Origin of the sequence: Streptomyces sp. NPDC001634 (genome assembly GCF_040298185.1) — a bacterium.
Taxonomy (GTDB): domain Bacteria; phylum Actinomycetota; class Actinomycetes; order Streptomycetales; family Streptomycetaceae; genus Streptomyces.
In genome coordinates, this window is the sequence record NZ_JBEOZU010000041.1 from 51,311 (window position 1) to 75,830 (window position 24,520).

Annotated in this window: 19 protein-coding genes; 6 read left to right on the forward strand and 13 right to left on the reverse strand. The window is 71.1% G+C overall.

The genetic code is table 11. The features are described 5' to 3' along the window. Positions 1-92 precede the first annotated feature (92 nt). Both ABT186_RS26115 and ABT186_RS26120 read left to right on the forward strand, forming a co-directional pair. The gene (locus tag ABT186_RS26115) at positions 93-878 is read left to right on the forward strand and encodes an SDR family oxidoreductase (RefSeq protein WP_351927073.1); all 786 of its coding nucleotides are present in this window, start codon (positions 93-95) and stop codon (positions 876-878) included. Positions 879-1,021: 143 nt separating this feature from the next. After that, positions 1,022-2,611 carry a sodium:solute symporter family protein gene (locus ABT186_RS26120; protein ID WP_351927075.1) on the forward strand — a complete coding sequence of 530 codons (1,590 nt, stop codon included), beginning with the start codon at positions 1,022-1,024 and terminating at the stop codon, positions 2,609-2,611. Between the two features lie 112 nt (positions 2,612-2,723). Here ABT186_RS26120 and ABT186_RS26125 read toward each other — a convergent pair whose 3' ends face one another. From ABT186_RS26125 to ABT186_RS26150, 6 genes are all read right to left on the reverse strand, one after another. Beyond that, positions 2,724-3,839, reverse strand: a complete 1,116-nt coding sequence (locus ABT186_RS26125; RefSeq protein ID WP_351230776.1) for an ADP-ribosylglycohydrolase family protein — start codon at positions 3,837-3,839, stop codon at positions 2,724-2,726. 121 nt (positions 3,840-3,960) lie between these two features. Continuing rightward, positions 3,961-4,221, reverse strand: a complete 261-nt coding sequence (locus ABT186_RS26130; RefSeq protein ID WP_351230778.1) for a hypothetical protein — start codon at positions 4,219-4,221, stop codon at positions 3,961-3,963. After that, a complete protein-coding gene (locus ABT186_RS26135) occupies positions 4,218-4,523 on the reverse strand; it encodes a DUF6247 family protein (RefSeq protein WP_351927077.1) in 306 nt (101 codons plus the stop codon). The genes ABT186_RS26130 and ABT186_RS26135 overlap by 4 nt, the downstream gene beginning before the upstream one ends. Before the next feature lie 143 nt (positions 4,524-4,666). Next, complete coding sequence (locus tag ABT186_RS26140; protein ID WP_351927079.1) at positions 4,667-5,461, reverse strand: helix-turn-helix domain-containing protein; 795 nt, start codon at positions 5,459-5,461, stop codon at positions 4,667-4,669. 225 nt (positions 5,462-5,686) lie between these two features. Further along, positions 5,687-5,953 (reverse strand): ATP-binding protein, encoded by a 267-nt coding sequence (locus ABT186_RS26145; RefSeq protein ID WP_351230784.1) that lies wholly within the window; start codon positions 5,951-5,953, stop codon positions 5,687-5,689. Continuing rightward, the gene (locus tag ABT186_RS26150) at positions 5,950-8,379 is read right to left on the reverse strand and encodes a tetratricopeptide repeat protein (RefSeq protein WP_351927081.1); all 2,430 of its coding nucleotides are present in this window, start codon (positions 8,377-8,379) and stop codon (positions 5,950-5,952) included. Before ABT186_RS26150 ends, ABT186_RS26145 begins: the two co-directional genes overlap by 4 nt. 95 nt (positions 8,380-8,474) lie before the next feature. On the opposite strand from ABT186_RS26150, the gene ABT186_RS26155 reads away from it, so the two are divergent. Then, complete coding sequence (locus tag ABT186_RS26155; protein ID WP_351927083.1) at positions 8,475-8,975, forward strand: DUF2165 domain-containing protein; 501 nt, start codon at positions 8,475-8,477, stop codon at positions 8,973-8,975. A 19-nt stretch (positions 8,976-8,994) separates the two neighbouring features. Here ABT186_RS26155 and ABT186_RS26160 read toward each other — a convergent pair whose 3' ends face one another. Continuing rightward, positions 8,995-11,580, reverse strand: a complete 2,586-nt coding sequence (locus ABT186_RS26160) for a bifunctional FO biosynthesis protein CofGH (RefSeq protein WP_351927085.1) — start codon at positions 11,578-11,580, stop codon at positions 8,995-8,997. A 248-nt stretch (positions 11,581-11,828) separates the two neighbouring features. Between ABT186_RS26160 and ABT186_RS26165 the strand changes: the two genes are divergently transcribed. Both ABT186_RS26165 and ABT186_RS26170 read left to right on the forward strand, forming a co-directional pair. Then, on the forward strand, positions 11,829-13,349 hold the full coding sequence (locus tag ABT186_RS26165) for a CehA/McbA family metallohydrolase (protein ID WP_351927087.1): 1,521 nt from the start codon (positions 11,829-11,831) through the stop codon (positions 13,347-13,349). Between the two features lie 55 nt (positions 13,350-13,404). Next, positions 13,405-13,800: a nitroreductase/quinone reductase family protein gene (locus tag ABT186_RS26170; protein WP_351230794.1), complete on the forward strand. Its 396-nt coding sequence runs from the start codon at positions 13,405-13,407 to the stop codon at positions 13,798-13,800. Positions 13,801-13,808: 8 nt separating this feature from the next. On the opposite strand, the gene ABT186_RS26175 is transcribed toward ABT186_RS26170, so the two are convergent. The 6 genes from ABT186_RS26175 to ABT186_RS26200 all read right to left on the reverse strand — a co-directional run bounded on the left by ABT186_RS26175 (position 13,809) and on the right by ABT186_RS26200 (position 21,356). After that, positions 13,809-15,260, reverse strand: coding sequence for an aldehyde dehydrogenase family protein (locus tag ABT186_RS26175; RefSeq protein WP_351230796.1), 1,452 nt, complete (start codon positions 15,258-15,260; stop codon positions 13,809-13,811). Continuing rightward, complete coding sequence (locus tag ABT186_RS26180) at positions 15,257-17,005, reverse strand: N-acyl-D-amino-acid deacylase family protein (RefSeq protein WP_351927089.1); 1,749 nt, start codon at positions 17,003-17,005, stop codon at positions 15,257-15,259. The genes ABT186_RS26175 and ABT186_RS26180 overlap by 4 nt, the downstream gene beginning before the upstream one ends. Before the next feature lie 126 nt (positions 17,006-17,131). Then, positions 17,132-18,250, reverse strand: a complete 1,119-nt coding sequence (locus ABT186_RS26185; RefSeq protein WP_351230798.1) for an LLM class flavin-dependent oxidoreductase — start codon at positions 18,248-18,250, stop codon at positions 17,132-17,134. Between the two features lie 117 nt (positions 18,251-18,367). Then, positions 18,368-19,144 (reverse strand): SDR family NAD(P)-dependent oxidoreductase, encoded by a 777-nt coding sequence (locus ABT186_RS26190; protein WP_351230800.1) that lies wholly within the window; start codon positions 19,142-19,144, stop codon positions 18,368-18,370. Between the two features lie 8 nt (positions 19,145-19,152). Then, positions 19,153-20,058, reverse strand: a complete 906-nt coding sequence (locus ABT186_RS26195; protein WP_351927101.1) for an LLM class F420-dependent oxidoreductase — start codon at positions 20,056-20,058, stop codon at positions 19,153-19,155. Between the two features lie 20 nt (positions 20,059-20,078). Then, the gene (locus tag ABT186_RS26200; RefSeq protein ID WP_351230802.1) at positions 20,079-21,356 is read right to left on the reverse strand and encodes an amidohydrolase family protein; all 1,278 of its coding nucleotides are present in this window, start codon (positions 21,354-21,356) and stop codon (positions 20,079-20,081) included. 198 nt (positions 21,357-21,554) lie between these two features. Between ABT186_RS26200 and afsR the strand changes: the two genes are divergently transcribed. Then, a complete protein-coding gene (gene afsR / locus ABT186_RS26205) occupies positions 21,555-24,497 on the forward strand; it encodes an SARP-family global regulator AfsR (protein ID WP_351927091.1) in 2,943 nt (980 codons plus the stop codon). Positions 24,498-24,520 lie beyond the last annotated feature (23 nt).

The window sequence follows — 24,520 nt, forward strand, 5'->3', positions numbered from 1 at the left end:
TTCCTTCCTCCGCCGGTCGCCCATACTCTGACGCTCCGTCAGATGATGCGCCAGAGCCACGGCAGCCGCCGGGCGAAAAAGGGGAGGCGTCGATGTCACTGCTCCAGGGCAAGACCGTCGTCGTGTCGGGGGTCGGCGCCGGGCTCGGTCACCAGGTCGCGGCAGCCGTGGTGCGCGACGGCGGCAACGCGGTGCTCGGGGCGCGCACGGAGGCGAATCTCGCCAAGGCCGCCGCCGAGCTCGACCCGGACGGCGCGCACACGGCGTACCGGGCGACGGACATCACCGACGAGGCACAGTGCGAGGCGCTCGCGACGCGCGCGCTGGAGCGGTTCGGGCGGATCGACGCGGTGGTCCATGTCGCGGCCTGGGACAGCTACTTCGGCGGCCTGGAGGACGCGGATTTCGCCACCTGGCAGTCGGTCATCGACGTGAATCTGCTGGGAACCCTGCGGATGACACGGGCGTGCCTGCCCGCCCTGAAGCGGTGCGGCGGCTCGGTGGTCTTCATCGGCACGCAGTCGTCGGTGGCCGCACCCTCCCAGGTGCGGCAGGCGGCGTACGCGGCGTCCAAGGGAGCGCTGACCAGCACCATGTACTCGCTGGCGCGTGAGCTCGGCCGGTACCGGATCCGGGTCAACACCGTGCTGCCCGGCTGGATGTGGGGCCCGCCCGTCGAGGCGTACGTGCAGTTCACCGCGCACACGGAGGGCGTACCGGAGACGGAGGTGAAGCAGCGCCTGACCGACCGGATGGCGCTGCCCGAACTGGCCACGGACGGCGATGTGGCGGACGCCGCGGTGTTCCTCGCCTCCGACCGGGCGCGGGCGATCACAGGTCAGTCCCTGCTGGTGAACGCGGGTGAGCTGATGCGCTAAGCCCCACCAGGCAGCTTTTCATGTATATGAACCCTCATCACCAGTAGGAACGATTTTGCTTCCTCTTGACCTTCCCGCCGGTTGTCGTGCTCATGGCCCCGCACCCACGATGAGCGGGCAGTCCGGCAGGCAGGGAGGGGCACATGAACGGTCTCGACTGGGCCGTCCTGGTCGCGTACTTCGGCGTGATGACCGCGATCGGCATCTGGTCCCACAAACGGGTCGACAACGTCAGCGACTTCTTCACCGCGGGCGGCAAGATGCCGTGGTGGCTGTCCGGCATCTCCCACCACATGTCGGGCTACAGCGCGGTGATGTTCACGGGGTACGCCGGCATCGCCTACACCTACGGCGTCACGTCCTACGTCACCTGGGCGCTGCCCATCGCCATCGGCGTGCTGGTCGGCGCGAAGCTGTTCGCGCCGCGCCTGAACCGGCTGAGGTCCCGGCTGCACGTGGCCTCGCCGCTGGAGTATCTGAAGGACCGCTACAACGTCCCCACCCAGCAGGCGCTGGCCTGGTCCGGCATTCTGCTGAAGATCGTGGACGTGGGCGCGAAGTGGGCGGCGATCGCCACGCTGCTCAGCGTCTTCACCGGCGTCACGCTCACCCAGGGCATCATCATCACCGGCGGCATCACGGCGGTGTACTGCACGATCGGCGGTCTGTGGGCGGACGCGCTGACCGAACTGGGCCAGTTCGTCATCCAGTTGCTGGCCGGTCTCGCGATGCTGGTCATCGCGCTGAACAAGATCTCCGACCGGGGTGGTCTGTCCAAGGCGCTGGACTCACCGAAGCTGGACGGTCACGGACACGGGTTCGCGGGCCCGTACCTGACGGTCTTCTTCCTCGCGTACCTGTTCATCAAGCTGTTCGAGTACAACGGCGGAATGTGGAACCAGGCCCAGCGCTACATGGCGACGGGCAGCGCGAAGGAGGCGACCCGGAGCGCGCTGCTGTCGGCGGGCCTCTGGTTCGTCTGGCCTGTCATCCTCTTCATCCCGATGTGGCTGTCGCCGCTCCTGGTCACGGCGAAGAAGCCGGACGGCTCGGACGCGTACGGTCTGATGACGGAACAGCTGCTGCCGCACGGCCTGCTGGGGCTCGTGGTCGTGGGCTTCTTCTCCCACACGATGGCCATGTGCTCCTCCGACGCGAACGCGATCGCTGCGGTGTTCACACGGGACGTGGCACCGGTGTTCTCGAAGGCGGCGCGGGCCTGGACCACGCGGGCCGGCCTGATCGCGGGCCGGGTGACCACGGTCGCCTTCCTGGGCCTGTCGATGGCGGTGGCGACACAGGTCAACTCCCCCGCCTTCAAGGACATCATCACGGTGGTCATCAAGTGGGTGGCCGGTCTGATGGGCCCGATCGCCATCCCGTTCATCCTGGGCCTGCTGCGCCCGTTCCGTAAGTCGGGCCCGACGGCGGCGCTGGCCAGCTGGGCGGCCGGTCTGCTGGCGTTCTTCTTCGTCAACTACCACCTCGACTTCTCCCAGCGCACGGACGTGAAGCTGGAGTACCAGGTGGCGCTGCCGATGGTGATCTCGTTGGTCCTGTACATCCTGATCGGCCTGGTGAAGCCCGAGGACACGCCGGAGCGGGACGAGATCATCGACAAGGTGAACAGGGACGACGACGGGGCGACGGCCGCAATCCCGACTCCGGGTACGACAACCGGCCCGCCGTGGGGGTCCCCCCGCTCGAGCGAAGTCGAGAGTGGGGGAGTTTGAGGACGAGGCCGTTCAGGCCGACGGGGGTCCGGGGGCGCAGCCCCCGGGCCGGGGATCCGGGGGCGCAGCCCCCGGGCCGGGGATCCGGGGGCACAGCCCCCGGGTGTGGCGGCTACGCCCGGGGGTACCGGGCCAGCCACCCCGGCGCAGACCCCGTAGGGCTGTGCAGCGCCGTGCCCTGTGTCATCTCCATCGCGAAGTCGTCCGCGAGGACCAACAGCGTGGGACGGCCCTCCAGTTCGGCCAGCCAGGCCGGAGGGAGGGCCGTCTCGCCGTGCAGGGCGCCCAGCAGCCCGCCGGCCAGCGCACCCGCCGCCCCCGACGGCCCACCGTGGTTCACCGCCAGGCACAGCCCGTGCCGTACGTCCTCCCCCACCAGCGTGCAGTACACGGCGACGGCCAGCGCCCCCTCCGCCGTACCGCCACCGGCCAGTTCCTCGATCCGCTCGGGAGCGGGCATCCCCTGCCGCACCGCGCCCAGCGCATGCTGCAACGCGTCGGCGACCGGCTGCATGCCCGGCCGCGGTGCGAGCAGCGCGAGGGCCCGCTGCACGCCCGCGTCCAGCGTCTCGCCACGGGCCAGGGCGTGCACGATCACGGCATACGCGCCCGCAGCGAGGTACGCCGTGGGGTGCCCGTGCGTCTGCGTGGCGCACTCGATCGCGAGCTGCAGCACGAGCTGCGGCTCCCAGCCGACGAGCAGCCCGAACGGCGCGGAGCGCACGGCCGCCTCGGGCCCCAGCTCGCCGGGGTTCTTGGGCGCGTCCAGCGTGCCCATGGTGTCGTCGCCCAAGCCGAGCAGACAGGCGCGGGCCGGGGAGCGGCGCGCGTACAGCCACTCCTCGCGCGCCAGCCAGCCGTCCTCCTTGCGGCGCTCGTCCGGCCCCCAGTCCCGCTGCGTGGCCGCCCAGCGCAGATACGCCCGGTGCAGATCCGTCGGCGGATGCCAGGCGCCGGTGTCGCGGCGGACCTGGGCGCGTATGAGGCCGTCGACCGAGAACAGGGTGAGCTGGGTGAGGTCGGTGATCGCGCCGCAGCGGCCGTGCCCGAACGCGAGGTCGGTCAGCCCCTCGTGGCCATGTGTCTGCCGGATCTCCTCCAGGGTGAGCCCGTCGAGCGGCGCGCCGAAGGCATCACCGACGGCCACGCCCAGCAGCGTCCCGCGCACCCGGCTGCGAAAGTCCTGCTGCTCGCTGCGCCCCCAGACGGCGCCGGCTGTCGCGCTCACCTGCACCTCCTCACGGCACCGTACGCACGTCCGACGCCAGCACTGTAATCGACCGTGGACGGTGGGTTGAGGTGACCACGTCACAGCCGCGTGGAGCTCCGGCAGCTCAGGGCGGAACGTGTCAGCCGTACCAGGTCACGTTGCAGACGTAGACGCACTCGTGACGGGGCACGGCCAGGAAGCTGATGAAGCCACGCCCGGCGAGGATGTCGAACTCACGCAGCCCGCCCTCCCTGTCGAAGGGCCTGCCGACCCTCACGGAATCGCGCCCGAGAGCAGCCAATTCCGCAGCGATCCTCTCCACCTCGGCCACGACGCCGGGCGGCAGCCCCTCGGTGATGTATTCGGCGCTCGGGTTGTAGTCCCAGGACCAGTCCGTCACAGTCCTGCCTCTGCCTCCGCCGCCTCCCGGATGGCGCGGATCTCTGCGATGGCCTCCGAAGGGTCCCGCTCCCCGGCATCCACGATCCGCTCCAGCTCACGCAGTCGCTCGGCACGCGCGGGGTGGCGCTCGATGGCGATGAATACGGCCCAGGAATGCACGAAGGCCCGCAGAGGCGCGAGGCTCTGCGTCTGCTGGGCGTTGGTCGTGGCCTCGAAGAGGTGCTGTGTGAGCGCCGGAAGACGACTGGGCGCGATGCGTGCGACTGCACTCCTCAGTGCGTCCGGAGTCGGCTCAGGCATGGGAATCAGCGGTCCGTACGGGCCGTCGCTCTGAGCACTCACGGTGACCTCCGGTGGTGGTGGTTCGCTCCTCGTACGGTACCGGTGGGGACCCCGGCGCACCCCCGGGACGGTGCGGGCCACACGACTCGTCCCCGTCATGCCTACGCCACCTCTCGCGCAGTTGCCGACCGGCAGTCCCGGCACGCTCCGGGCTCAGGAGCCCGGAAGGCGCGGTCGCAGCCGTCGCAGGTCTGGAGGGGGTATGGGCGGACGGGAGTCGGGTGGTGTGCCGGGGCTGGGAGAGGCGGAGGCAGGAGCGACTTGAGGCGGTGGGCGAGAAATGCCGCCGGATGCAGGATCGGGTCCTCGGGCAGGCTGTTCGTCAGTGTCCGCTGTACAGCGATGGGCGGAACGCCCCTTTCCAGCCAGGCGGCGACGGTCGGCGCCAGGCGGTGTACGTCCCGTTCGGTCAGCAGCAGGCGGGAATCGTGGGCGCGCAGACCGGCGAGGAGGTCGGCGGCGGCGCGGGGAACGGCCGGGGCCTTCGGGGCGGGCGGCGGTGCCGGTCGTGGTTCAGGCTCCGCAGCCGCCCGGACCACCGCAAGCCGGGGCTTGTTGTACGAGGTCGTCCGGGTTGTCACTCGCCCCGATTGAAGACGCTCCCTGGCACGCGTGAGGTAACCGTGTTCCTCCAGCTCCCGCAGGGCGGCGGCGATCCGGATCTCACCCTCGGGGAACTTGGCCGCCAGCACCTTGATCCCGATCGGCGTTCCGGCGGGCAGCGACTGGATGTGGGTCGCCAGGCCGATCGCTGTCAGAGACAGCTCCGGGTGCTGCGCCAAGTGGTTTCCGACCACGGTGAAGTTGTCGTGGTGCGGTTCGTTGACGTGGATGACACCGGAGTGGGAATGGGCGGACTTCGCGCCCTTGGGCGCGTTACGCTGCTTGTCAGTCATCGGGAAGCGTCTTCTTCCTTGGTGATCAGGCCCTCGCACTGGGATGCCAGTCCCGGCGAGGGCCGATGCATGTGTGGGGCTGTTGCGGCTGACGCTGCACCACAACTGCCCTGCCGCGCCAGTTGCGTTGGGCATATTCACTCCGGCGGGTGATCGACGGGGGCGGCGGGGGCGGGTTCGGTTCTTTCCCCGGTCCTTTGGTCTTTGGCGTCGGGACCCGCCGGGTCACGCCCCGCCGCGACCCGGTACGAGTTCGGCCCACACCGTCTTGCCGTGCGCGGGCGCCTCGTCCACGCCCCAACGATCCGCGTACGCCACCGCGATCCGCAAACCGCGGCCGGCTTCCGCGTCCTCCGCCGCCGGGTCCGGGATACGCGGGATCCGGTCGCCCCGGGCATCGGTCACCTCGATACGGAGGGTGCTGTCGTCGTGCAGCTTCAGCCCGAGCCGGAAGTCCCTTCCTGGACGGCATTCCTCGCCTTCGCCAGTCACTCCGCGTAGCGCGCTCGGTCGAGCCGGGCCCGGACGGCTGCCCGTTGCTCCCGCGCCCACGGGTACGACGGGTTCAGTTCCAGGGCCCGGTCCAGGTCCGCGAGCGCGGCCTCGTGGCGGCCGAGGTTGGACAGCGACACCCCCCGGCTCGCATACGCCGACGCGTACTCGGGATCGATGGCGAGCGCGCGGTCGTAGTCGGCCAGGGCCTCCTCGTCGCGGCCGGCCGCACGCAGCGCGTCGCCGCGCTCGCAGTGGCCCCACCCCCAGTCGGGCCACAGGACGAGGGCCCGGTCGAGGTCGGCCAGTTGCCGGGCGTGGTCGCCGAGCCCGCGCCAGGCCCGGGCCCGGCGGCCGAGCGCCCAGGCGTAGTCCGGTTTGAGTTCCAGGGCCCGGTCGAAGTCCGCGAGCGCCGCCTCCAGGTCGCCGTGGCGTTCGTACGCGGCGCCGCGGGAGGCCCAGGCGAAGTCGCTCGTCGGGTCGAGCCGGATGCCCTCGGTCAGGTCCCGGACCGCCTCGTCGTGGTGCCGCAGGATGCGGTGGTACTCGCCACGCAGGATGAGGTTGTAGGGGTTGTCGGGCTCCAGCGCGAGCGCGCGGTCGAGGTCGTCGAGCGCGGCCTCGTGCTCGTCCGTTCCGCCGCGCGTCAGGGCCCTGCCCCGGTGGGCCCGCACCAGGTCCGGGTCGAGGGCGAGGGCCCGGTCGTACTGCTCCAGTGCCCGCTCGTACTCGCCGCCGCGCGCAAGGGCGTCGCCACGTGACGCCCAGGCCGTCGCCCGCCAGGGCTCGTCCCCCCGGGCTCGGCTCAGCAGCAGCCGTAGCGCCTCGGCCACCCCGCCCTCCGCAAGCGCCTCCGAGAGTTCACCGCCCCACGCCCGTACGGCTTCCGCCTCCGCGTCCCCGCCGGCCTCGACGAGGAGCCGCGCCCACCGCCGCGCAACGTCGTCCCCGTAGTCGCAGACGGTGACGACATCCGTCAGCACCTCGGGCAGTGCGGCACGAGGCACCGCGCACAAGGAGTGGTACGACTCCGCGAGCCGCATCTCACGCCAGCCGTCGTCCGCCCAGAACTCGCGGGGCTCCAGGCCCGTTTCGGCCTCCTCCCGCCACCGGGCGAAGGCCTCCGCGAGCCGCCCGTGCCGCTCCACCCACCCCCTCGGCGACCGCCGCCGCTGCAACCGCAGCATCGGCGCGCGTACGACGTCGTGGTACTGCACCCGCTCCCCGCGCTCGTCGACGAACGGCAGCTCCCTCAACCACGCGTACAACGCGTCGCCCGCCGCGGCAGCGGCTGAAGTCACAGCGTGCTCGCCGGACTCGACAACCACGTGGAACACATCCGCGTCCAGCCGCCGGGGCAGCGCACATGCCAGCGCGACGCTCCGGCGCACCGGATCCTGCTCCCACTTCAGAAACCTCTCCACGGCCGTGGCACTCGGATCGCCCACGTCGTCCGGGTCGGCGGGCCGCGCCTCGGCGAGGGTCGACACGAGCACCGGCAGTCCGCCCGTGAGCCGCAGCACCTCGGCAACCACCGGCTCGTCCCGCACGCCCCTGTCCGCGAGCAGCCCCCGCGCTTCCGCCTCCGTGAACGGCCCGAGCGGTATGTCCGTCATGAAGTCGGCGAAGCCGCCCCAGCGCGCGGTGTCGAAGGGGCGTTGACCGGCGGTGACCACGACGACGGTGGCGGGCAGCGCGCCGTGGCGGTCGCTCGTCATCACTTCGTGGAGCCACCCGTCGAGGAACGGCCCGGTCCGCTCGTAGGTGTCGAAGAACAGGACGATCCACGGCACGGTGGACGCAGCGTCCGACAATTCGCTCAGCAGCACAGGTGTCAGCACCCGCTCCGGGGACAGGACCAGCTGCACGTCCTCCTGGTTGCGGAAGCGCGCGCTGAGGCTTGCCCTCAACCGATCGGCCCCCTGGGCGAGTTGACCGGCATCCAGGGCACCGACGAAGGGGGCGACCCCCGGCACCATCCCCAGCCCGATCAGCCCGGCCCGCGCCACCGCCAGGCTGCCCCCCGAGGGCTCCCCGGGATCGGGGTCGATCAGGGCGACCGCCTCCGCCTCGTGCCGCCGTTCCCGGTGTGCGGCCAGCAACCGGTCAAGGTCCTTGAACCGACGCCCCTGGGCGGCGAATTGACGGCTGATCGTCGCCATCGCCTCCGGGACACTGCCGGCGCTCTCGTCGACGTATGCGGTGAGCGCGCCCCTCTCGCGTGCGAGTTGCTCCAACTCCCTTACGAGGAAGGTCTTCCCCACACCCGCGTTGCCGTGCACATGGAAGAGGAAGCGGTGCCGCTCGTCCTCCGGCGGAAGGTCGAAGTTCGCCCGGAACGCGGCCCGTTCGCCGCTCCGGCCCACGAATCCGGCGCGTCTGCGCTGCCGGATCAGTTGCTGCATCGACGGTCGCGCCTGCGCCATCCGTACGTCCCCCTCGTACTCGCCCGGTCAGGCCCGGAACCATTCTGGCTCAATGCGTACGGAACATTGCGGCCGATGCCGGGAAGGAGACGGGCATGGCCACCCCCACATCACGCACCCTCTCCCTCACCGCCACCCTCCTCACCGCCACCGTCGCTCTCTACACCACGCTCGTGGCTTTCGGGAACATCACCGACTTCGGCACCAACCAGCAGTTCGTCCGCCATGTGCTGGCGATGGACACGACGTTCAAGGACGACGACCTGATGTGGCGTGCCATCACCTCGCACGCCTGGCAGGACGCGGCGTACGTCGCGATCATCGTCTGGGAGACACTCGCGGCGCTGGTCCTGACAGCCGCAACCCATCTGTGGGCCCGCCGCCATCCGCGCGCCCGGCAGCTCTCCACCATCGGCCTGCTGATGCTTCTGCTGCTGTTCGGCGCCGGGTTCATCGCGATAGGCGGCGAGTGGTTCGCGATGTGGCAGTCCAAGACGTGGAACGGTCTGGAGGCGGCCACCCGGATCATCGTGCTGACAGGGGTGGTCCTGCTGGTGACGCATCTGCCGGGGGCGGCCCCGGCAGATGCGGAGTAGGGCCCGTCCAGCCCCCTGCTCAGTCCAGCACCGGCAACAGCTCAGGCAGATGCCCGTCCGATGCCTCCGCCGCCCGCTGCCGCTCCTCCGCGACCTCGCCGTACAGCGTCGTGCGGGGCTTGGCCGGGCGGCCCGCCGCCTCCGCCACCGCGATGAGGTCCTTGATCGACTTGTACGAGCCGTAGGACGAACCCGCCATACGGGAGATGGTCTCCTCCATCAGCGTGCCGCCCAGGTCGTTGGCGCCGGAGCGGAGCATCTCCGCCGCGCCCTCCATGCCCAGTTTCACCCAGCTGGTCTGGATGTTGGGGATGTGCGGGTGCAGAAGCAGGCGCGCCATCGCCGTGACCGCACGGTTGTCGCGGGTCGTCGGGCCGGGGCGGGAGATGCCCGCCAGATACACCGGCGCGTTGGTGTGGATGAAGGGGAGGGTGACGAACTCGGTGAAGCCGCCGGTCCGTTGCTGGATGCGGGCGAGGGTACGCAGATGGCCCAGCCAGTGGCGGGGCTGGTCGACATGGCCGTACATCATCGTGGACGAGGACCGGATGCCCAGTTCGTGGGCTGTTGTCACCACCTCGATCCACGTCGCCGTCGGCAGCTTGCCCTTGGTCAGGACCCAGCGGACCTCGTCGTCCAGGATCTCGGCCGCCGTGCCGGGGATCGTGTCGAGACCCGCCTCCTTCGCCGCGGTCAGCCACTCGCGGATCGACATGCCGGTACGCGTCGCGCCGTTCACCACCTCCATGGGGGAGAAGGCGTGGACGTGCATGCCGGGGACGCGCTTCTTCACCGCCCGCGCGATGTCGAAGTACGCCGTCCCGGGCAGGTCGGGGTGGATCCCGCCCTGCATGCACACCTCCACCGCGCCCACGTCCCACGCCTGCTGGGCGCGGTCCGCGACCTGCTCCAGCGAGAGGGTGTACGCGTCGGCGTCCGTGCGGCGCTGCGCGAAGGCGCAGAAGCGGCAGCCCGTGTAACAGACATTCGTGAAGTTGATGTTCCGGGTGACGATGTACGTGACGTCGTCGCCGACCGCCGACCTGCGGACGTCGTCGGCCACCCGGCACAGCGCGTCCAGCGCCGGGCCGTCCGCGTGCAGCAGGGCCAGCGCCTCGTCGTCGGTCAGGCGGGTCGGGTCGTCGGCGGCCGTCCGCAGTGCCGTCCGTACGTCCGTGTCGATGCGCTCCGGTGCCATGCCCGGCGCCGCCGCCTCACGCAGCGCCTCCCAGTCGCCGTACACCTCGTCGAAGTCGTCCCGGCGGTCGGCCGTGCGCCCCTCGGTGTCGATCGTGCGGTGCAGATCCGTACGGCCGGACGGCTGGAAGGCCTCTTCCGGCTCCTGCCACGGATGCCCCTCGACAACCGCGTCCTCGCGCGCGAGCCCCGTCTCGGGGTCCGCCAGCGCCCGGACGTGCGGCAGCAGCCGCGGATCCAGCCACGGCTCGCCCCGCTGGACGAACTCCGGGTACACGCACAGACGTTCACGCAGGGAGAAGCCCGCCGCGCGCGAGCGCTCGGCCAGCCGCTCGATCTGCGGCCAGGGGCGCTCCGGGTTCACATGGTCGATCGTCAGCGGCGAGACCCCGCCCCAGTCGTCGATACCGGCGCCGATGAGCCGCTCGTACTCGCCGTCGACCAGGTTCGGCGGCGCCTGGAGGCAGGCGCTCGGCCCCATGATGTGCCGGGCCACGGCCACCGCGGCGACCAGCTCGTCGAGTTCCGCGTCCGGCATGCCGCGCATCGCCGTGTCCGGCTTGGCGCGGAAGTTCTGGATGATCAGCTCCTGGATGCCGTGGTAGGCGCGGGAGACCTTCCGCAGCGCGAACAGCGACTCCGCGCGCTCCTCGTGCGTCTCGCCGATGCCGATGAGGAGTCCGGAGGTGAAGGGGACGGAGGAACGGCCCGCGTCCTCCAGGACCCGCAGGCGGACCGCCGGTTCCTTGTCCGGGGAGCCGTAGTGGGGGCCGCCCGGCTCGGACCACAGCCGGGTCGCCGTGGTCTCCAGCATCATGCCCATCGAGAGGGCGACGGGCTTCAGGCGCTGGAAGTCCGTCCAGGACATCACCCCGGGGTTGAGGTGGGGCAGCAGGCCCGTCTCCTCCAGGATCCGGATCGAGATGGCCCGTACGTAGGCGATCGTGTCGTCGTAGCCGTGCGCGTCCAGCCATTCGCGGGCCTCGGGCCAGCGGTCCTCCGGCTTGTCGCCGAGGGTGATGAGGGCTTCCTTGCAGCCGAGGGCGGCGCCCTTGCGGGCGATGTCCAGGACCTCGTCGGGGGACATGAACATCCCGTGCCCGGCCCGGCGCAGCTTGCCCGGCACGGTGACGAAGGTGCAGTAGTGGCACTTGTCGCGGCACAGGCGGGTCAGGGGGATGAAGACGCTCTTCGAGTACGTGATGACACCGGGCCGGCCCGCGGCCAGCAGGCCCGCGTCGCGCACCCGGGCGGCCGAGGCGGCCAGGTCGTCGAGGTCGGCGCCGCGGGCCTGGAGGAGCACCGCGGCCTCGGTGACGTCGAGCGCGACACCGTCACGGGCACGTTTGAGGGCGCGACGCATGGAGTTCTCGGTGGGGCCGGTTCCGGGGGTCGCGGAAGTCGTCATTCTCCGAGCATACGTTTGCGGTGATCAGGTCATACAGGGCGTACGTGAGTCGGTGGGCCGGGCCGTTCGTTACAGGGTGTCACTGGACACGATGTGACCGGCCGACCGGCCGACGCCTGCACCGGATGTTCCACCGCGCGTGGCTCCGGGGTCACCCGACACGCGGCACCGCGGCAATCCCACGCCATGACAGTGGTACGCGCTACCCCTGCACAACCCCTGTCATCCGACACGTTGGGAGCAGCAGCATGTGCGAGGACGACCACGGCATCGGCAGACGCGCACTGTTCGTGACGGGTGCGGCCGCCGCGCTTACGTTGGGAAGCGTGAGCTTCTCCAACGGTCCCGCCGCCGAAGCGGCCGACAACCAGGAGACGAGGACGGTGCGCGGCACTCTGCCCACCGGCTCCCCCGACTTCGTCTACCTCCCCGTCGACGTCCCCGAGGACGTCCGTGAGATCAAGGTCGCCTACACCTACGACAAGCCGTCCGTCCCGGCCGGCACCCAGGGCAACGCCCTCGACATCGGCATCTTCGACGAGCGCGGCACCGAACTGGGCGGCAAGGGCTTCCGCGGCTGGTCGGGCGGCGCCCGCACCGAGTTCTACGTCCGCGCGGACGACGCGACCCCGGGGTACATCCCCGGCCCGGTGAACCCCGGCACCTGGCATATCGCGCTGGGCCCGTACACGGTGGCGCCGCAGGGCCTCACCTACGAGGTCACGATCACGCTCACCTACGGCGCGCAGGGCGAGACCCCGGCGCCCGTGTACCCGCCGTCCCGGGCCAAGGGGCGTGGCCGCGCCTGGTACCGCGGTGACTGCCATATGCACTCCTGGTACTCGGACGGCCGCCGTACGCCCGCGGAGATCGCGGCGCTGGCGCGGGCCGCCGGCCTCGACTTCATCAACACCTCGGAGCACAACACCCACTCCTCGCACGCCCACTGGGCCGACCAGGCGGGCGACGACCTGCTGATCATGACGGGCGAGGAGGTGACCACACGGAACGGGCACGTGGTGGCGCTGGGCGTCGACCCCGGCACCTTCATCGACTGGCGCTACCGGGCGCGCGACAACCGCTGGGCCCGGTTCGCCCGGGAGATCCGCCGCGCGGGCGGCCTGGTCGTCCCCGCCCATCCGCACGCCACCTGCATCGGCTGCGGCTGGAAGTTCGGCTTCGGCGAGGCCGATGCGGTCGAGGTGTGGAACGGCCCGTACACGCCGGACGACGAGGCGACGCTGGCGGAGTGGGACAACACGCTGGTGGCGTCGGTCCGTGAGGGCCACGCCCGGTGGCTGCCGGCGATGGGCAACAGCGACGCGCACCGCGATCCCGATGCGATCGGTACGCCGCAGACGGTGGTCCTCGCCGACGACCTGACCCGGGAGGCCATCCAGGAGGGCATCCGCGCGGGCCGTTCGTATGTCGCCGAGTCGAAGAACGTCTCGCTGGCCTTCACGGCGTCGGGCAGCCGCGGCGAACACGCGGGCATCGGCGAGCGGTTGCGGGTGGACCGCGACACGCCGGTCACGGTCCGCGTGGAGGCGCAGGGCGTGCCGCGCTGCACGATCCGCCTCGTCACCGACCAGGGGGTGCTGTTCACGAGCGACCCGCTGTCGGTGTCCGGGGCGGGCGCGGTCGAGTGGCACACGACGCCGTCGTACGCGGCGTACGTACGCGCGGAGCTGCGGCACGAGACGGCGGCGGGGCCGGTGCCGGGGGCGCTGGCCGCCTTCACCAATCCAATTTTCCTGGGCGGGGCGTAGGCCCTTGGGGGTGGCGCAGCCGACGGTGGCGGGCCGGTGAGGAGATCATGGAACCATGACACGCTACGCCGACCTCAAGTACCGGGCCGTCACCGCGTTCCAGCGCAACATCGGCAATCCGGTGCTGCGCCGCCTGCCCCTCCAGACGGTCCTGGAGACGACGGGACGCGTCTCCGGGCTGCCGCGCCGGACGCCCGTGGGCGGGCGCCGTATCGGGGATTCCTTCTGGCTGGTCTCGGAGTACGGCGAGAGGTCGCAGTACGTCCGCAACGTCCGGGCGAACCCGCGGGTCCGTGTCCGCATCCGGGGCCGCTGGCACCCGGGCACGGCCCATCTCCTCCCTGACGACGACCCCCGCGCCCGCCTGAAGACGCTGCCCCGCATGAACAGCGCGGCGGTGCGGGTGCTGGGGACGGGGTTGCTCACGGTGCGGGTGGATCTGGACGGGTGAGGTCACCCTCACCCGGGCCACACGATCGCCTGCAGCTCGCTGTACGCGTGCAGGGCGTACGAGCCCACGTCGCGGCCGACTCCGCTCTTCTTGAAGCCGCCGAACGGGGCCTCCATGTTGCGGCCGACCGTGTTCACGCCGACGCCGCCCGCCCGCAGCCGGCCGGCGACGCGGAAGGCGCGGGCCACGTCGCCGGACCAGACGTAGTCGATCAGGCCGTAGTCCGTGTCGTTGGCCAGCGCCATGCCTTCCTCCTCGTCGTCGAAGGGGACGACCACGACGACCGGGCCGAAGATCTCCTCACGGACCACCCGCATGTCGGGGGTGCAGTCCGCGAGGAGGGTGGGGGCGACGTAGAAGCCGTGGTCGTGCCGAGGGCGTTCGCCGCCGGTGACCAGCCGCGCGCCCTCCTTGCGGCCCAGTTCCACGTACGACTCCACATGGTCCCGGTGCGCCGCCGAGATCACCGGGCCCACCACCGTGCCCCGCGCCCGTGGGTCGCCGATCGTCAAGGCCCGTGCGTAAGCGGCGAGTTCGGAGACCACGCGGTCGTAGACGCCCCGCTGTGCGATCACCCGCGTCGGCGCCGTGCAGATCTGGCCGCTGTAGAAGGAGAAGGTGGTTCCTATTCCGGCCACCGCCGACCGGACGTCCGCGTCGTCGAAGACGAGTGCCGCGCCCTTGCCGCCCAGCTCCATCAACTGCCGTTTCATGGACCGACCGCAGACCTCGGCGATGCGCTGCCCGACCGCCGTCGACCCGGTGAAGCTCACCATGTCGACGTCCGGGCAGTCCACGGCCGCCTCACCGGCCTCCGGCCGGGAACCGCTGACCACGTTCACCACACCGGGCGGCGCACCGGCCGCCTCCAGCGCCTCCGCCATGCGGTACACCGACAGCGGGTCCTGCGGGGCCGGCTTCACGACCACCGTGTTGCCCATCGCCAGCGCGGGGGCGACCTTGCCCGCCGGGTTCGCCCACGGGTTGTTGTACGAGGTGATGCACGTGACCACGCCGACCGGCCGGCGCACCGCGAGCGCACCCATGACGGCGGCCGGTCCGAACGGCCCCGCCTCGTTGATCTGCGGCGGCAGCGGCTGCTCCACCGGCTCCACCCGCGCGTACCGCCGGAACCGGGCCACCGCGACCCCGACCTGCATCCCGCGCGCCGTACCGGTCGTGGCGCCGCTCTCCGCCTGCGCCAGCTCGGCGTACGGCACGAGGTTGCGCTGCATCACGTCCGCCGCACGGGCGAGGACGGTCGCCCGTTCCTCCGGTGTCTTCCGCGCCCAGGGTCCGAAGGCCTCGCGGGCCGCGGCGCAGGCCGCGTGCACCTGATCCCGCGAGGCCTCCGGCGCCCATCCGACGGTCTGCTCGGTCGCCGGGTCGACGACCTCGTAGTGGCCCCCGTCGGGCTCGACCCACGCGCCGCCGACGAACAGCCGCTGCCGTTCGGTCACGTGGTGCTCACCGTCCTGGTGTCCTGCCCGGACCGCAGCACCCTGCCCGGTACGGCCCCGGACACCACGTCGTCCCGGATCGCCTCGACGCCGTTGACCCAGACCGCCCTCACCCCGATCGCCCGGGAGTCCAGCCGCGGGCTCTCTCCCGGCAGGTCGTGCACCAGGGTGGCCTGGCCGGCGTCGATCCGCTCCGGGTCGAAGAGGACCAGGTCAGCATGGAAGCCCTCCCGCACCAGGCCGCGCTCCCGGAGCCCGAACAGCTGCGCGGGATCGTCCGTCAGCATCTTCACGGCCTGCTCCAGCGGCACCAGCCTCCGGCCGCGCAGACAGTCCCCGAGGAACCGCGTCGTGTACGGCGCCCCGCACATGCGGTCCAGATGGGCGCCCGCGTCGGAGCCACCGAGCAGGACGTCCTCGTGCCGCCAGGTCTCGGCCCGCAGGGCCCAGGAGTCGGGGTCGTTGTCGGTGGGCATGGGCCACAGGACCGTACGCAGGTCGTCGTTCGCGCAGATCTCCACCAGGCAGTGGAAGGGGTCCTGGCCGCGCTCGGCCGCGATGTCCTTCACCACCCGCCCGGTCAGGCCGTCGTTCCGCGGGCTGTAGGTGTCCCCGATGACGTACCGCCCGAAGTTCGCGAGCCGCCGGAAGACGCCCGCCTCCTTGGAACCGGCGCGCCTCAGCATCTCGGCCCGTACGTCGGCGTCGCGCAGTCTCTCGATCCGCTCGGGCACGGGCAGGCCCAGGATCGGGCCCCACCCGGGGATGAGATTGAGCGCGCAGAAGGTGCCGAGCGACATGTTCATCGGCGTGAGGATCGGCATGGTGAGGGCCACCACCCGGCCGCCCGCCTTCCGGGCCCGCTCGCTCGCGACGAGCTGGCGCGGAACGCGCTCGGGAACGGAGGCGTCGATCGTGAGGACGTTCCAGTTCAGGGGGCGTCCCGCCGCCGCGCTCATCTCCACGAACAGGTCGATCTCGGCGTCGCTGAACTGGTCCAGGCAGCCCGCGACGATCGCCTCGATCTGAGTGCCCTCGTGCTCCCCCAACGCTTTGGCGAGGGCCAGCAGCTCGGCGGGTTTCGCATGCCGGGAGGCGACCGGCTGCCCGTCGCCGTCGGAGTGCGTGGAGGACTGGGTGGTGGACAGGCCCCAGGCGCCCGCGTCCATGGCCTCGTGGAAGAGCCGGATCATGGCGGCCGACTGCTCCCCGGTCGGCTGTCCGCCGATCGCGTCCGGGCCCATCACATACCGCCGCAGCGCGCAGTGCCCCACCATGAAACCCGCGTTGACGGCGATCCGGCCTTCGAGGTTGTCCAGGTACTCCCCGAAGGTGTGCCAGTTCCAGGGCGCCCCCTCCTCCAGGGCGACCAGGGACATGCCCTCCACCTTGGACATCATCCGGCGGGTGTAGTCGGCGTCCTCGGGGCGGGCGGGGTTGAGGGGCGCAAGGGTGAAACCGCAGTTGCCCGCCGCGACCGTGGTGACCCCGTGGTTCAGGGACGGGGTCGCGTACGGGTCCCAGAAGAGCTGGGCGTCGTAGTGGGTGTGCGGGTCGACGAAGCCGGGGGCGAGGACGAGGCCGTGCGCGTCTTCGCTGGTCCTGGCCTCCTCGGTGATCTCGCCGATGGCCGCGATACGGCCGTCCCGTATGCCGACGTCGGCGCGGTACGCAGGGCGGCCCGTGCCGTCGACCACGGTCGCACCCCTGATCAGGTGGTCGAGCATGTCGTTTTGCCTCCTCACGTCCGGTGCGGCGTCGCGCCCGAAGGGGCGCGGGGAACTGCGCGACCAGCCACAGACGGCCCGCAGTCGCGAACGCTCCTCAGCCTCCACGGCGGGCAGGCGATCCGGCCCGCCCAAGCGGAGCGATCACGCGGCCTGCCGAAACCGCGTAGTGCGGTGCACGGGATCCGTGTCGATCTTCGGGATCACGTGCTCCCCGATCAGCCGGATCGTCTGAAGCGTCTCCTCCTTCGGGATCCCGACGGGCAGCCCGAAGCTGAGCTGGTCGGCCCCGGCCTGCTCCCACCTCTTGCACTGGGTGAGCACCTCGTCGGGGTCGCCGCAGATGAGCAGCTCCTCCTCGATGAGGAGTTCGAGGAATTCCTCGGTGTACTCGGGGAGGGTCTCGGGCCAGACGGGGAAGCCCTCGGGGCGCGGGAAGGTGTCGTGATAGCGGAAGACGAGGGACGGCAGGTAGTGCAGTCCGCCGTTCACCGCGATCCGGATCGCCTCCTCGTGCGTGGGCGCGCAGATGGCGGTGGTCGTCACCATCACGTTGTCGTTGACGAAGTCCCCGATGGGTTCCGCGTCGACGACCGCCGTCTTGTACTGCTCCAGCACCCACTCCATGTCGGAGACCTTCTGCACGCTGAAGCCGAGCACGCCGAGGCCCTTCTTCGCGGCCATGGCGTACGACGGCGGGGACCCGGCCGCGTACCACATCGCGGGGTGCGACTTCCCGTACGGCTTGGGCAGCACCTTCCTCGGGGGAAGCGACCAGTGCTTGCCCTGGAAGCCCTGGTACTCGTCCTGCAGCCACATCTTCGGGAACTCGGCGATGGTCTCTTCCCAGATCTCCTTGGTGTGGTTCATGTCGGTTATGCCCGGCAGGAACCCGAGGATCTCGTGGGACCCGGCCCCGCGTCCGCTGCCGAACTCGAAGCGGTTGCCGGAGAGATGGTCGAGCATGGCGACCTTCTCGGCGACCTTCACCGGGTGGTTGACCTGGGCGAGCGGGTTGAAGATCCCGGAGCCGAGGTGGATCCGTTCCGTCGCGTGGGCCAGATAGCCGAGGAAGACGTCGTTGGCGGAGAGGTGCGAGTACTCCTCCAGGAAGTGGTGCTCGGACGCCCAGGCGTACTTGAAGCCGGACTTGTCCGCCTGGATGACGTACTCGGTCTCCTCCATCAGCGCCTTGTGCTCCGCGAGCGGGTCGGTCTCGGCCCGCTTGCCGACGTATCCCTGTACAAAGAGCCCGAATTCCAAGGAGGTTCACCGTCCCCACGAGTCCTGTCCGACGGTCGCCTATCTGACATACCGTCAGATTCATCTGCGCCGAAACTCTGGCACTGCCGGGATGGAGCGTCAATAGCTGACGGTAAGTCAGATAACGGAGACCCCGGCCAGCCACCCGCCGTCGATCACGAACGGCTGCCCGGTGATGTACGAGGAGTCGTCCGAGGTCAGGAAGAGGGCGAGCTTCGCCACTTCCGCAGGCTTCCCGATCCGGCCCAGCGGCACCAGCTTGCGGTACAGCTCGTCGAGGGCCCTGGACATCTCCTCCGCGTCCGCCTCCGCGTCCAGCCGGGCGGGGTTGGACATCGGGGTGTCTATGGCCCCCGGACACATGGCGTTGACGCGGACCTTCTGCGGCGCCAGCTCGATCGCGGCGACCCGGGTGAGACCGAGGATGGCGTGCTTGGTCGCCGCGTACGTGCCCACGGCCGCCATCCCGGTCATCGCGGTGTACGAGGCGGTGTTGACGACGGTGCCGCCGCCGGCGGCCGCGATCTGAGGGGCGACGGCCTTGATGCCGAGGAAGCAGCCGACCTGGTTGACCTGCACGACGTTCATGAACTCGTCGAGAGGCGTGTCGACCAGCGCGTTGAACCGCAGGATCCCGGCGTTGTTCACCAGCCCGTCGATGCGCCCGTACGCCTTCTTCGCGGCGGCCACGGCGGCGGCCCAGTCGGCCTCCCGGCTCACATCGAGATGGACGTACGACTGGCCCAGCTCCTTGGCGAGGGCCTCGCCCTGGTCGTCCAGCACATCCCCGAGGACCACCCGGGCGCCCTCCGCCGTGAACAGCCGCGCCTCCTGCTCGCCCTGTCCGCGCGCCGCACCGGTGACGATGACGACGCGCCCGTCCAGCTTGCCCATGGGTCTCCTCAGTCCAGGCGGGGCGCGACCTCGGCCCCGAACGCTGCTATCTGGTCCGTGAGTTCGGTACGGCTCCGGCAGCGGAACCGCACCTGGATCTGGTCCACGCCCATCGCGCGGTACGCGCGCAGCGACTCGGCGACCGCCTCCGGTGCCCCGCTGACCGTGCGCCGCCCCACGTCCCAGGCCGGATCGCCCACATACAGAGGCTCGGTGATGGCGCCGACGGTGAGCGGGGCCTCGATGCCCGCCTCCGCCCGCAGCCGCCTGAGACGGCCGATCTGCCCGGGCAGCCGGTCGCGCGGGTCGCCCTGCGGCAGCCAGCCGTCGCCCTTCAGCGCGGCCCGGCGCACGGCGGCCGGCGAGGAGCCGCCGACCCAGAGGGGGATGTTCTCCTGCCGGGGCCGGGGCCGCTGCCCGAGCCCCTCGAAGTCGTACGACTTCCCGTGGTACTCGGGGAACTCCTCCGGTCCGAGCGCCGCCCTCAGGGCGTCGATGCACTCGTCCAGCACGGCGCCCCTGCGGCGGAAGTCCACTCCCAGGGCCTCGAACTCCTCCTCCACGTGCCCGGCCCCCACCCCCAGGACGAGCCGTCCGCCGGAGAGGTGGTCGAGGGTCGCGTACTGCTTGGCCGTGACGAGGGGATGCCGCAGCCCGACGATCGCGACATGGCTGAGCAGCCGCACGCGTTCGGTGACACCCGCTAGGTAGGAGAGGGTGGCGACGGGGTCGTACCAGACCGTGCTCATGGCGGGCGCGAGACGGCGCGGGACGGCGACGTGGTCGCAGCTCGCGACATAGTCGAACCCGGCGCGCTCGGCGGCCCGGGCGACGGCGACGAGGTCCTCCGGACCCGCACCGGCCTCCCAGAGCTCGGCGTAGATCGTGCTCTGGGACTGGACGGGCAGCTGCATCCCGTACCGCAGGCGCCCGCTCAACGGGTACCGCCCGGCCCGGACCACAGACCGTCGTCCGTCAGCCCCAGCAGCTCGATGGCGTTGCGCCGTACGATCCGCTCCACGACATCCCCGTCCAGATGCCCCATCTGGGCCTCACCGACCTCCCGCGACTTAGGCCAGGTGGAGTCGGAGTGCGGATAGTCGGTCTCGTAGAGGACGTTCCCGACCCCGATGGCGTCCAGGTTCCTCAGGCCGAAGGCGTCGTCGAAGAAGCAGCCGTAGACGTGGTCGGCGAAGAGCTCGGACGGCGGGCGGTGGACCTTGTCGGCGACCCCGCCCCAGCCCCGGTTCTCCTCCCACACCACGTCGGCGCGCTCGAGGATGTAGGGGATCCAGCCGATCTGCCCCTCCGCGTACATCACCCTCAGGTCCGGGAAGCGCTCGAACTTGCCGCTCATCAGCCAGTCGACCATCGAGAAGCAGCAGTTGGCGAAGGTGATGGTGGAGCCGACGGCCGGCGGGGCGTCGGCCGACGTGGACGGCATCCTGCTGCTGGAGCCGATGTGCATCGCGATGACGGTGCCCGTCTCGTCGCAGGCGGCGAGGAAGGGGTCCCAGTCGTCGGTATGGACCGACGGCAGCCCGAGGCGGGGCGGGATCTCGGAGAAGGCGACGGCGCGGACGCCGCGCTCCGCGTTGCGGCGCACCTCGGCGGCGGCGAGCTCCGCGTCCCAGAGCGGGATGAGGGTGAGAGGTATGAGACGGCCGTGCGCCTCGGGCCCACACCATTCCTCCACCATCCAGTCGTTGTAGGCCCGGACGGACAGCAGTCCCAGCTCGCGGTCCTTGGCCTCGGTGAAGGTCTGCCCGCAGAAGCGGGGGAAGGTGGGGAAGCACAGGGCGGACTGGACGTGGTTGACGTCCATGTCGGCGAGACGCTGGGGGACGTCGTACGAGCCGGGCCGCATCTGCTCGTACGTGATGATCTCCAGCTTGATCTCGTCCCTGCTGCAGCCGACGGCGGTGTCGAGGCGGGTGAGGGGCCGGTGCAGGTCCTCGTACACCCACCAGTCGCCGAGCGGGCCGTCGTCGCCGGGGGCGCCCATGACCGGGGCGAACTTCCCGCCGAGGAAGGTCATTTCCTTCAGGGGCGCACGGACGATACGCGGACCGACGTCCCGGTACTTCTTCGGGAGCCGGTCCTGCCAGACGTCCGGGGGCTCCACCGTGTGGTCGTCGACGGAGATGATCCTGGGGAAGGTGCCATTGGTGACGTTGGTTCCGTTGGTTCCGTTGGCCTGTGAGGTCTCCATGCCGGTCACGGTAGCGCCGATCTGACGAACCGTCAGCTACCGTGACCGCCTCCCGCCGTGGGGAGAGCATGTGCAGACCGTGTGATGCCCCGAGCGGCGGCCTGTGATCGCCGTCTCCCACGGCTGACGCATCCGCCATGAACAAGGCAAACTGGCCTCTTGGTTGTGGACGGTTCGGCAGGGGCCCAGGGAGCAGCGATGGACGGTGTACCGCGAGTACCGGAGCAGCGGAGTCCCGAGCAATCGGCGACACTGCGCTTCGGCGTGCTCGGACCGGTGCGCGCCTGGCACGGAGACGAGTTGCTGCCCACGGGCTCGCCACAGCAGCGTGCCCTGCTGGCCGCGTTGCTGCTGCGCGAGGGCCGAACGGCGACGGCGTCGGAGCTGATCGACGCGCTGTGGGGCGACGAACCGCCGCCGCGGGCGCTGGCGGCCGTGCGGACGTACGCCTCCCGGCTGCGGAAGATCCTCTCCGCCGGGACGCTGGTCAGCGAGTCGGGCGGATACGCGGTGCGGCTGCGGGAGTCCCGCAGCCTGGACCTCGCGGCGGCCCAGGAGCTGGCCGCGGAGGCGGAGAAGGCGAAGAGCGCCGGGGACCTGTGCCATGCCCGGCATGCACTGAACGAGTCGCTGGCGCTGTGGGACGGCGAGACGCTGGCGAGCGTGCCCGGCCCGTACGCGGAGGCGCAGCGCACACGCCTGGAGGAATGGCGCCAGCAGTTGCTGGAGTCCCGCCTCGACATGGACCTGGAGCAGGGCTGCCACGCGGAGGCGGTGTCGGAGCTGACCGCGCTGACGGCGGCCCACCCGCTGCGCGAGCGCCTGCGGGAGCTGCTGATGCTGGCGCTGTACCGGTCCGGCCGCCAGGCGGAGGCGCTGGCGGTGTACGCGGACACGCGCCGCCTGCTCGCCGACGAACTCGGGGTCGACCCGCGTCCGGGCCTCAAGGAACTCCAGCAGCGCATACTGCGGGCGGACCCGGCCCTGGCGGAACCGTCGGCCCCGGCAGCGGAGCCTTCCGTCGCACCGGTGCGCCCGGCCCAACTACCGGCCACGGTCCCGGACTTCACGGGCCGCGCGTCCTTCGTCGCCGAGCTGAGCGACGTGCTGGCCTCGGCGGAGGGCCGGGTGATGGCGGTCTCGGCACTGGCGGGCATCGGGGGCGTCGGCAAGACGACCCTTGCCGTGCACGTGGCGCACCAGGCACGCGGAGCGTTCCCCGACGGCCAGCTGTACGTGGACCTGCAGGGCGCGGGCCAGCGTGCGGCGGAACCGGAGACGGTCCTGGGTTCCTTCCTGCGCGCCCTGGGCACGCCGGACTCGGCGATCCCCGACTCGATGGAGGAGCGGGCGGCGCTGTACCGCTCGGTGCTGGACGGGCGACGGGTCCTGGTCCTGCTGGACAACGCGAAGGACGCGGCCCAGGTACGCCCGCTGCTGCCGGGCACGGAGGGCTGCGCGGCCCTCGTCACCTCCCGGGTGCGCATGGTGGACCTGGCGGGCGCCCATCTGGTGGACCTGGACGTGATGTCCCCCGAGGAGGCCCTGCATCTCTTCACGAAGATCGTGGGCGAGGAGCGGGTGGGCTCGGAGCGCAAGGCCGCACTGGACGTGGTCGCGGCCTGCGGCTTCCTCCCTCTGGCGATCCGTATCGCAGCCTCCCGCCTCGCGGCGCGCCGCACCTGGACGGTCTCGGTCCTGGCCGCGAAGCTGGCGGACGAACGCCGCCGGCTGGACGAGCTGCAGGCCGGTGACCTCGCGGTCAAGGCCACCTTCGAGCTGGGCTACGGACAGCTGGAGCCGGCCCAGGCCCGCGCCTTCCGCCTCCTCGGCCTGGCGGACGGTCCGGACATCTCCCTGGCGGCGGCCGCGGCGGTGCTGGACCTGCCCGTGGAGGCGACCGAGGACCTGCTGGAGTCCTTGGTGGACACCTCACTGCTGGAGTCGGCAGCGCCCGGCCGCTACCGCTACCACGACCTGGTCCGGCTCTACGCGCGTGCGTGCGCGGAACGGGACGAACAACCGCCGAGCGAGCGGGACGCGGCGATGTCGCGACTGCTGGACTTCTATCTGGCGACGGCGGCGGGGGTCTATGCGATCGAGCGGCCGGGGGACCGGCTGGTGGAGCACCTCGAGGCCACGCAGTACCCGGGGCTGACGTTCGAGGACCGCCATCAGGCCCAGGACTGGCTGTACTCCGAAGCCCACGCCCTGCTCGCCTTCATCCAGCAGTGCGCGAAGAGTTCCATGCTGCGGCGCGCCGTGGACCTGTTGTGGGCGGCCAAGGACCTCGCGGAATCGGGCGCCAACTCCAAGCAGTACGAGACCGCCGCGCACGCACTGCGGGAGGCCGCCGACCAGGCGGGCGATCCGCAGGCCCGGAGCCGTGCGCTCACGACGCTCACCAACGTCCATCTCGTGGCCGGGCGCTTCGGCCAGGCGGACGAGGAAGCGCGCACGGCGATGGAACTGGCCCACATCGCGGACGACTTGGCACCCAGCTGCTGGGCCGCCAACGACCGGGGCATCATCGCGCTCTACCAGAACCGCCATGCCGACGGCGAGGCCTATCTGCGGCAGGCCATCGAAAGCTTCCGCCTGGACAGGAACCTCGCGGGAGAGGCCAGTGCGCTCTGCAACCTCTCCCGTATCCATCTGGCCATGGGGCAGGTAGGCAGCGCGGTGGAACTCGCGCAGCAGGGAATCGTCATCTACGACCGGCTGGGCCACACGCTGCGCGGCGCCAACGGCCGGTACGCGCTGGGGATGGCGCTGACCGGGCAGGGCGAACTGGATGCCGCGGTCGACCGGCTGACCGAGGCGCTGGAGGTCTTCCGCGACAGCAGGCAGCGGCTGTGGGAAGGGATGACGCTCTTCCGGCTCGCCGAGGCCCACCTCGCCGGGCAACGGCCGGCCCAGGCGGCGGCCCTTGCCGAGCAGGCGCTGGCGGTCCTGCGCGGGATCGGAGGCGAATGGCGGCGGGGCAATGTGCTCACCGTCCTCGGCCGCGCGCTCAGCGGCCTGGGCCAGACCGGCCGGGCACAGGCCTGCTGGCTGGAAGCCCTCGGAATCTTCGATCAACTCGGTTCGCCCGAGGCCGCCGACGTGCGGCTCCTGCTCACCCCCGCGGCTGCCGCGTAGCCTGCGGCGGGACGTTCATCGTT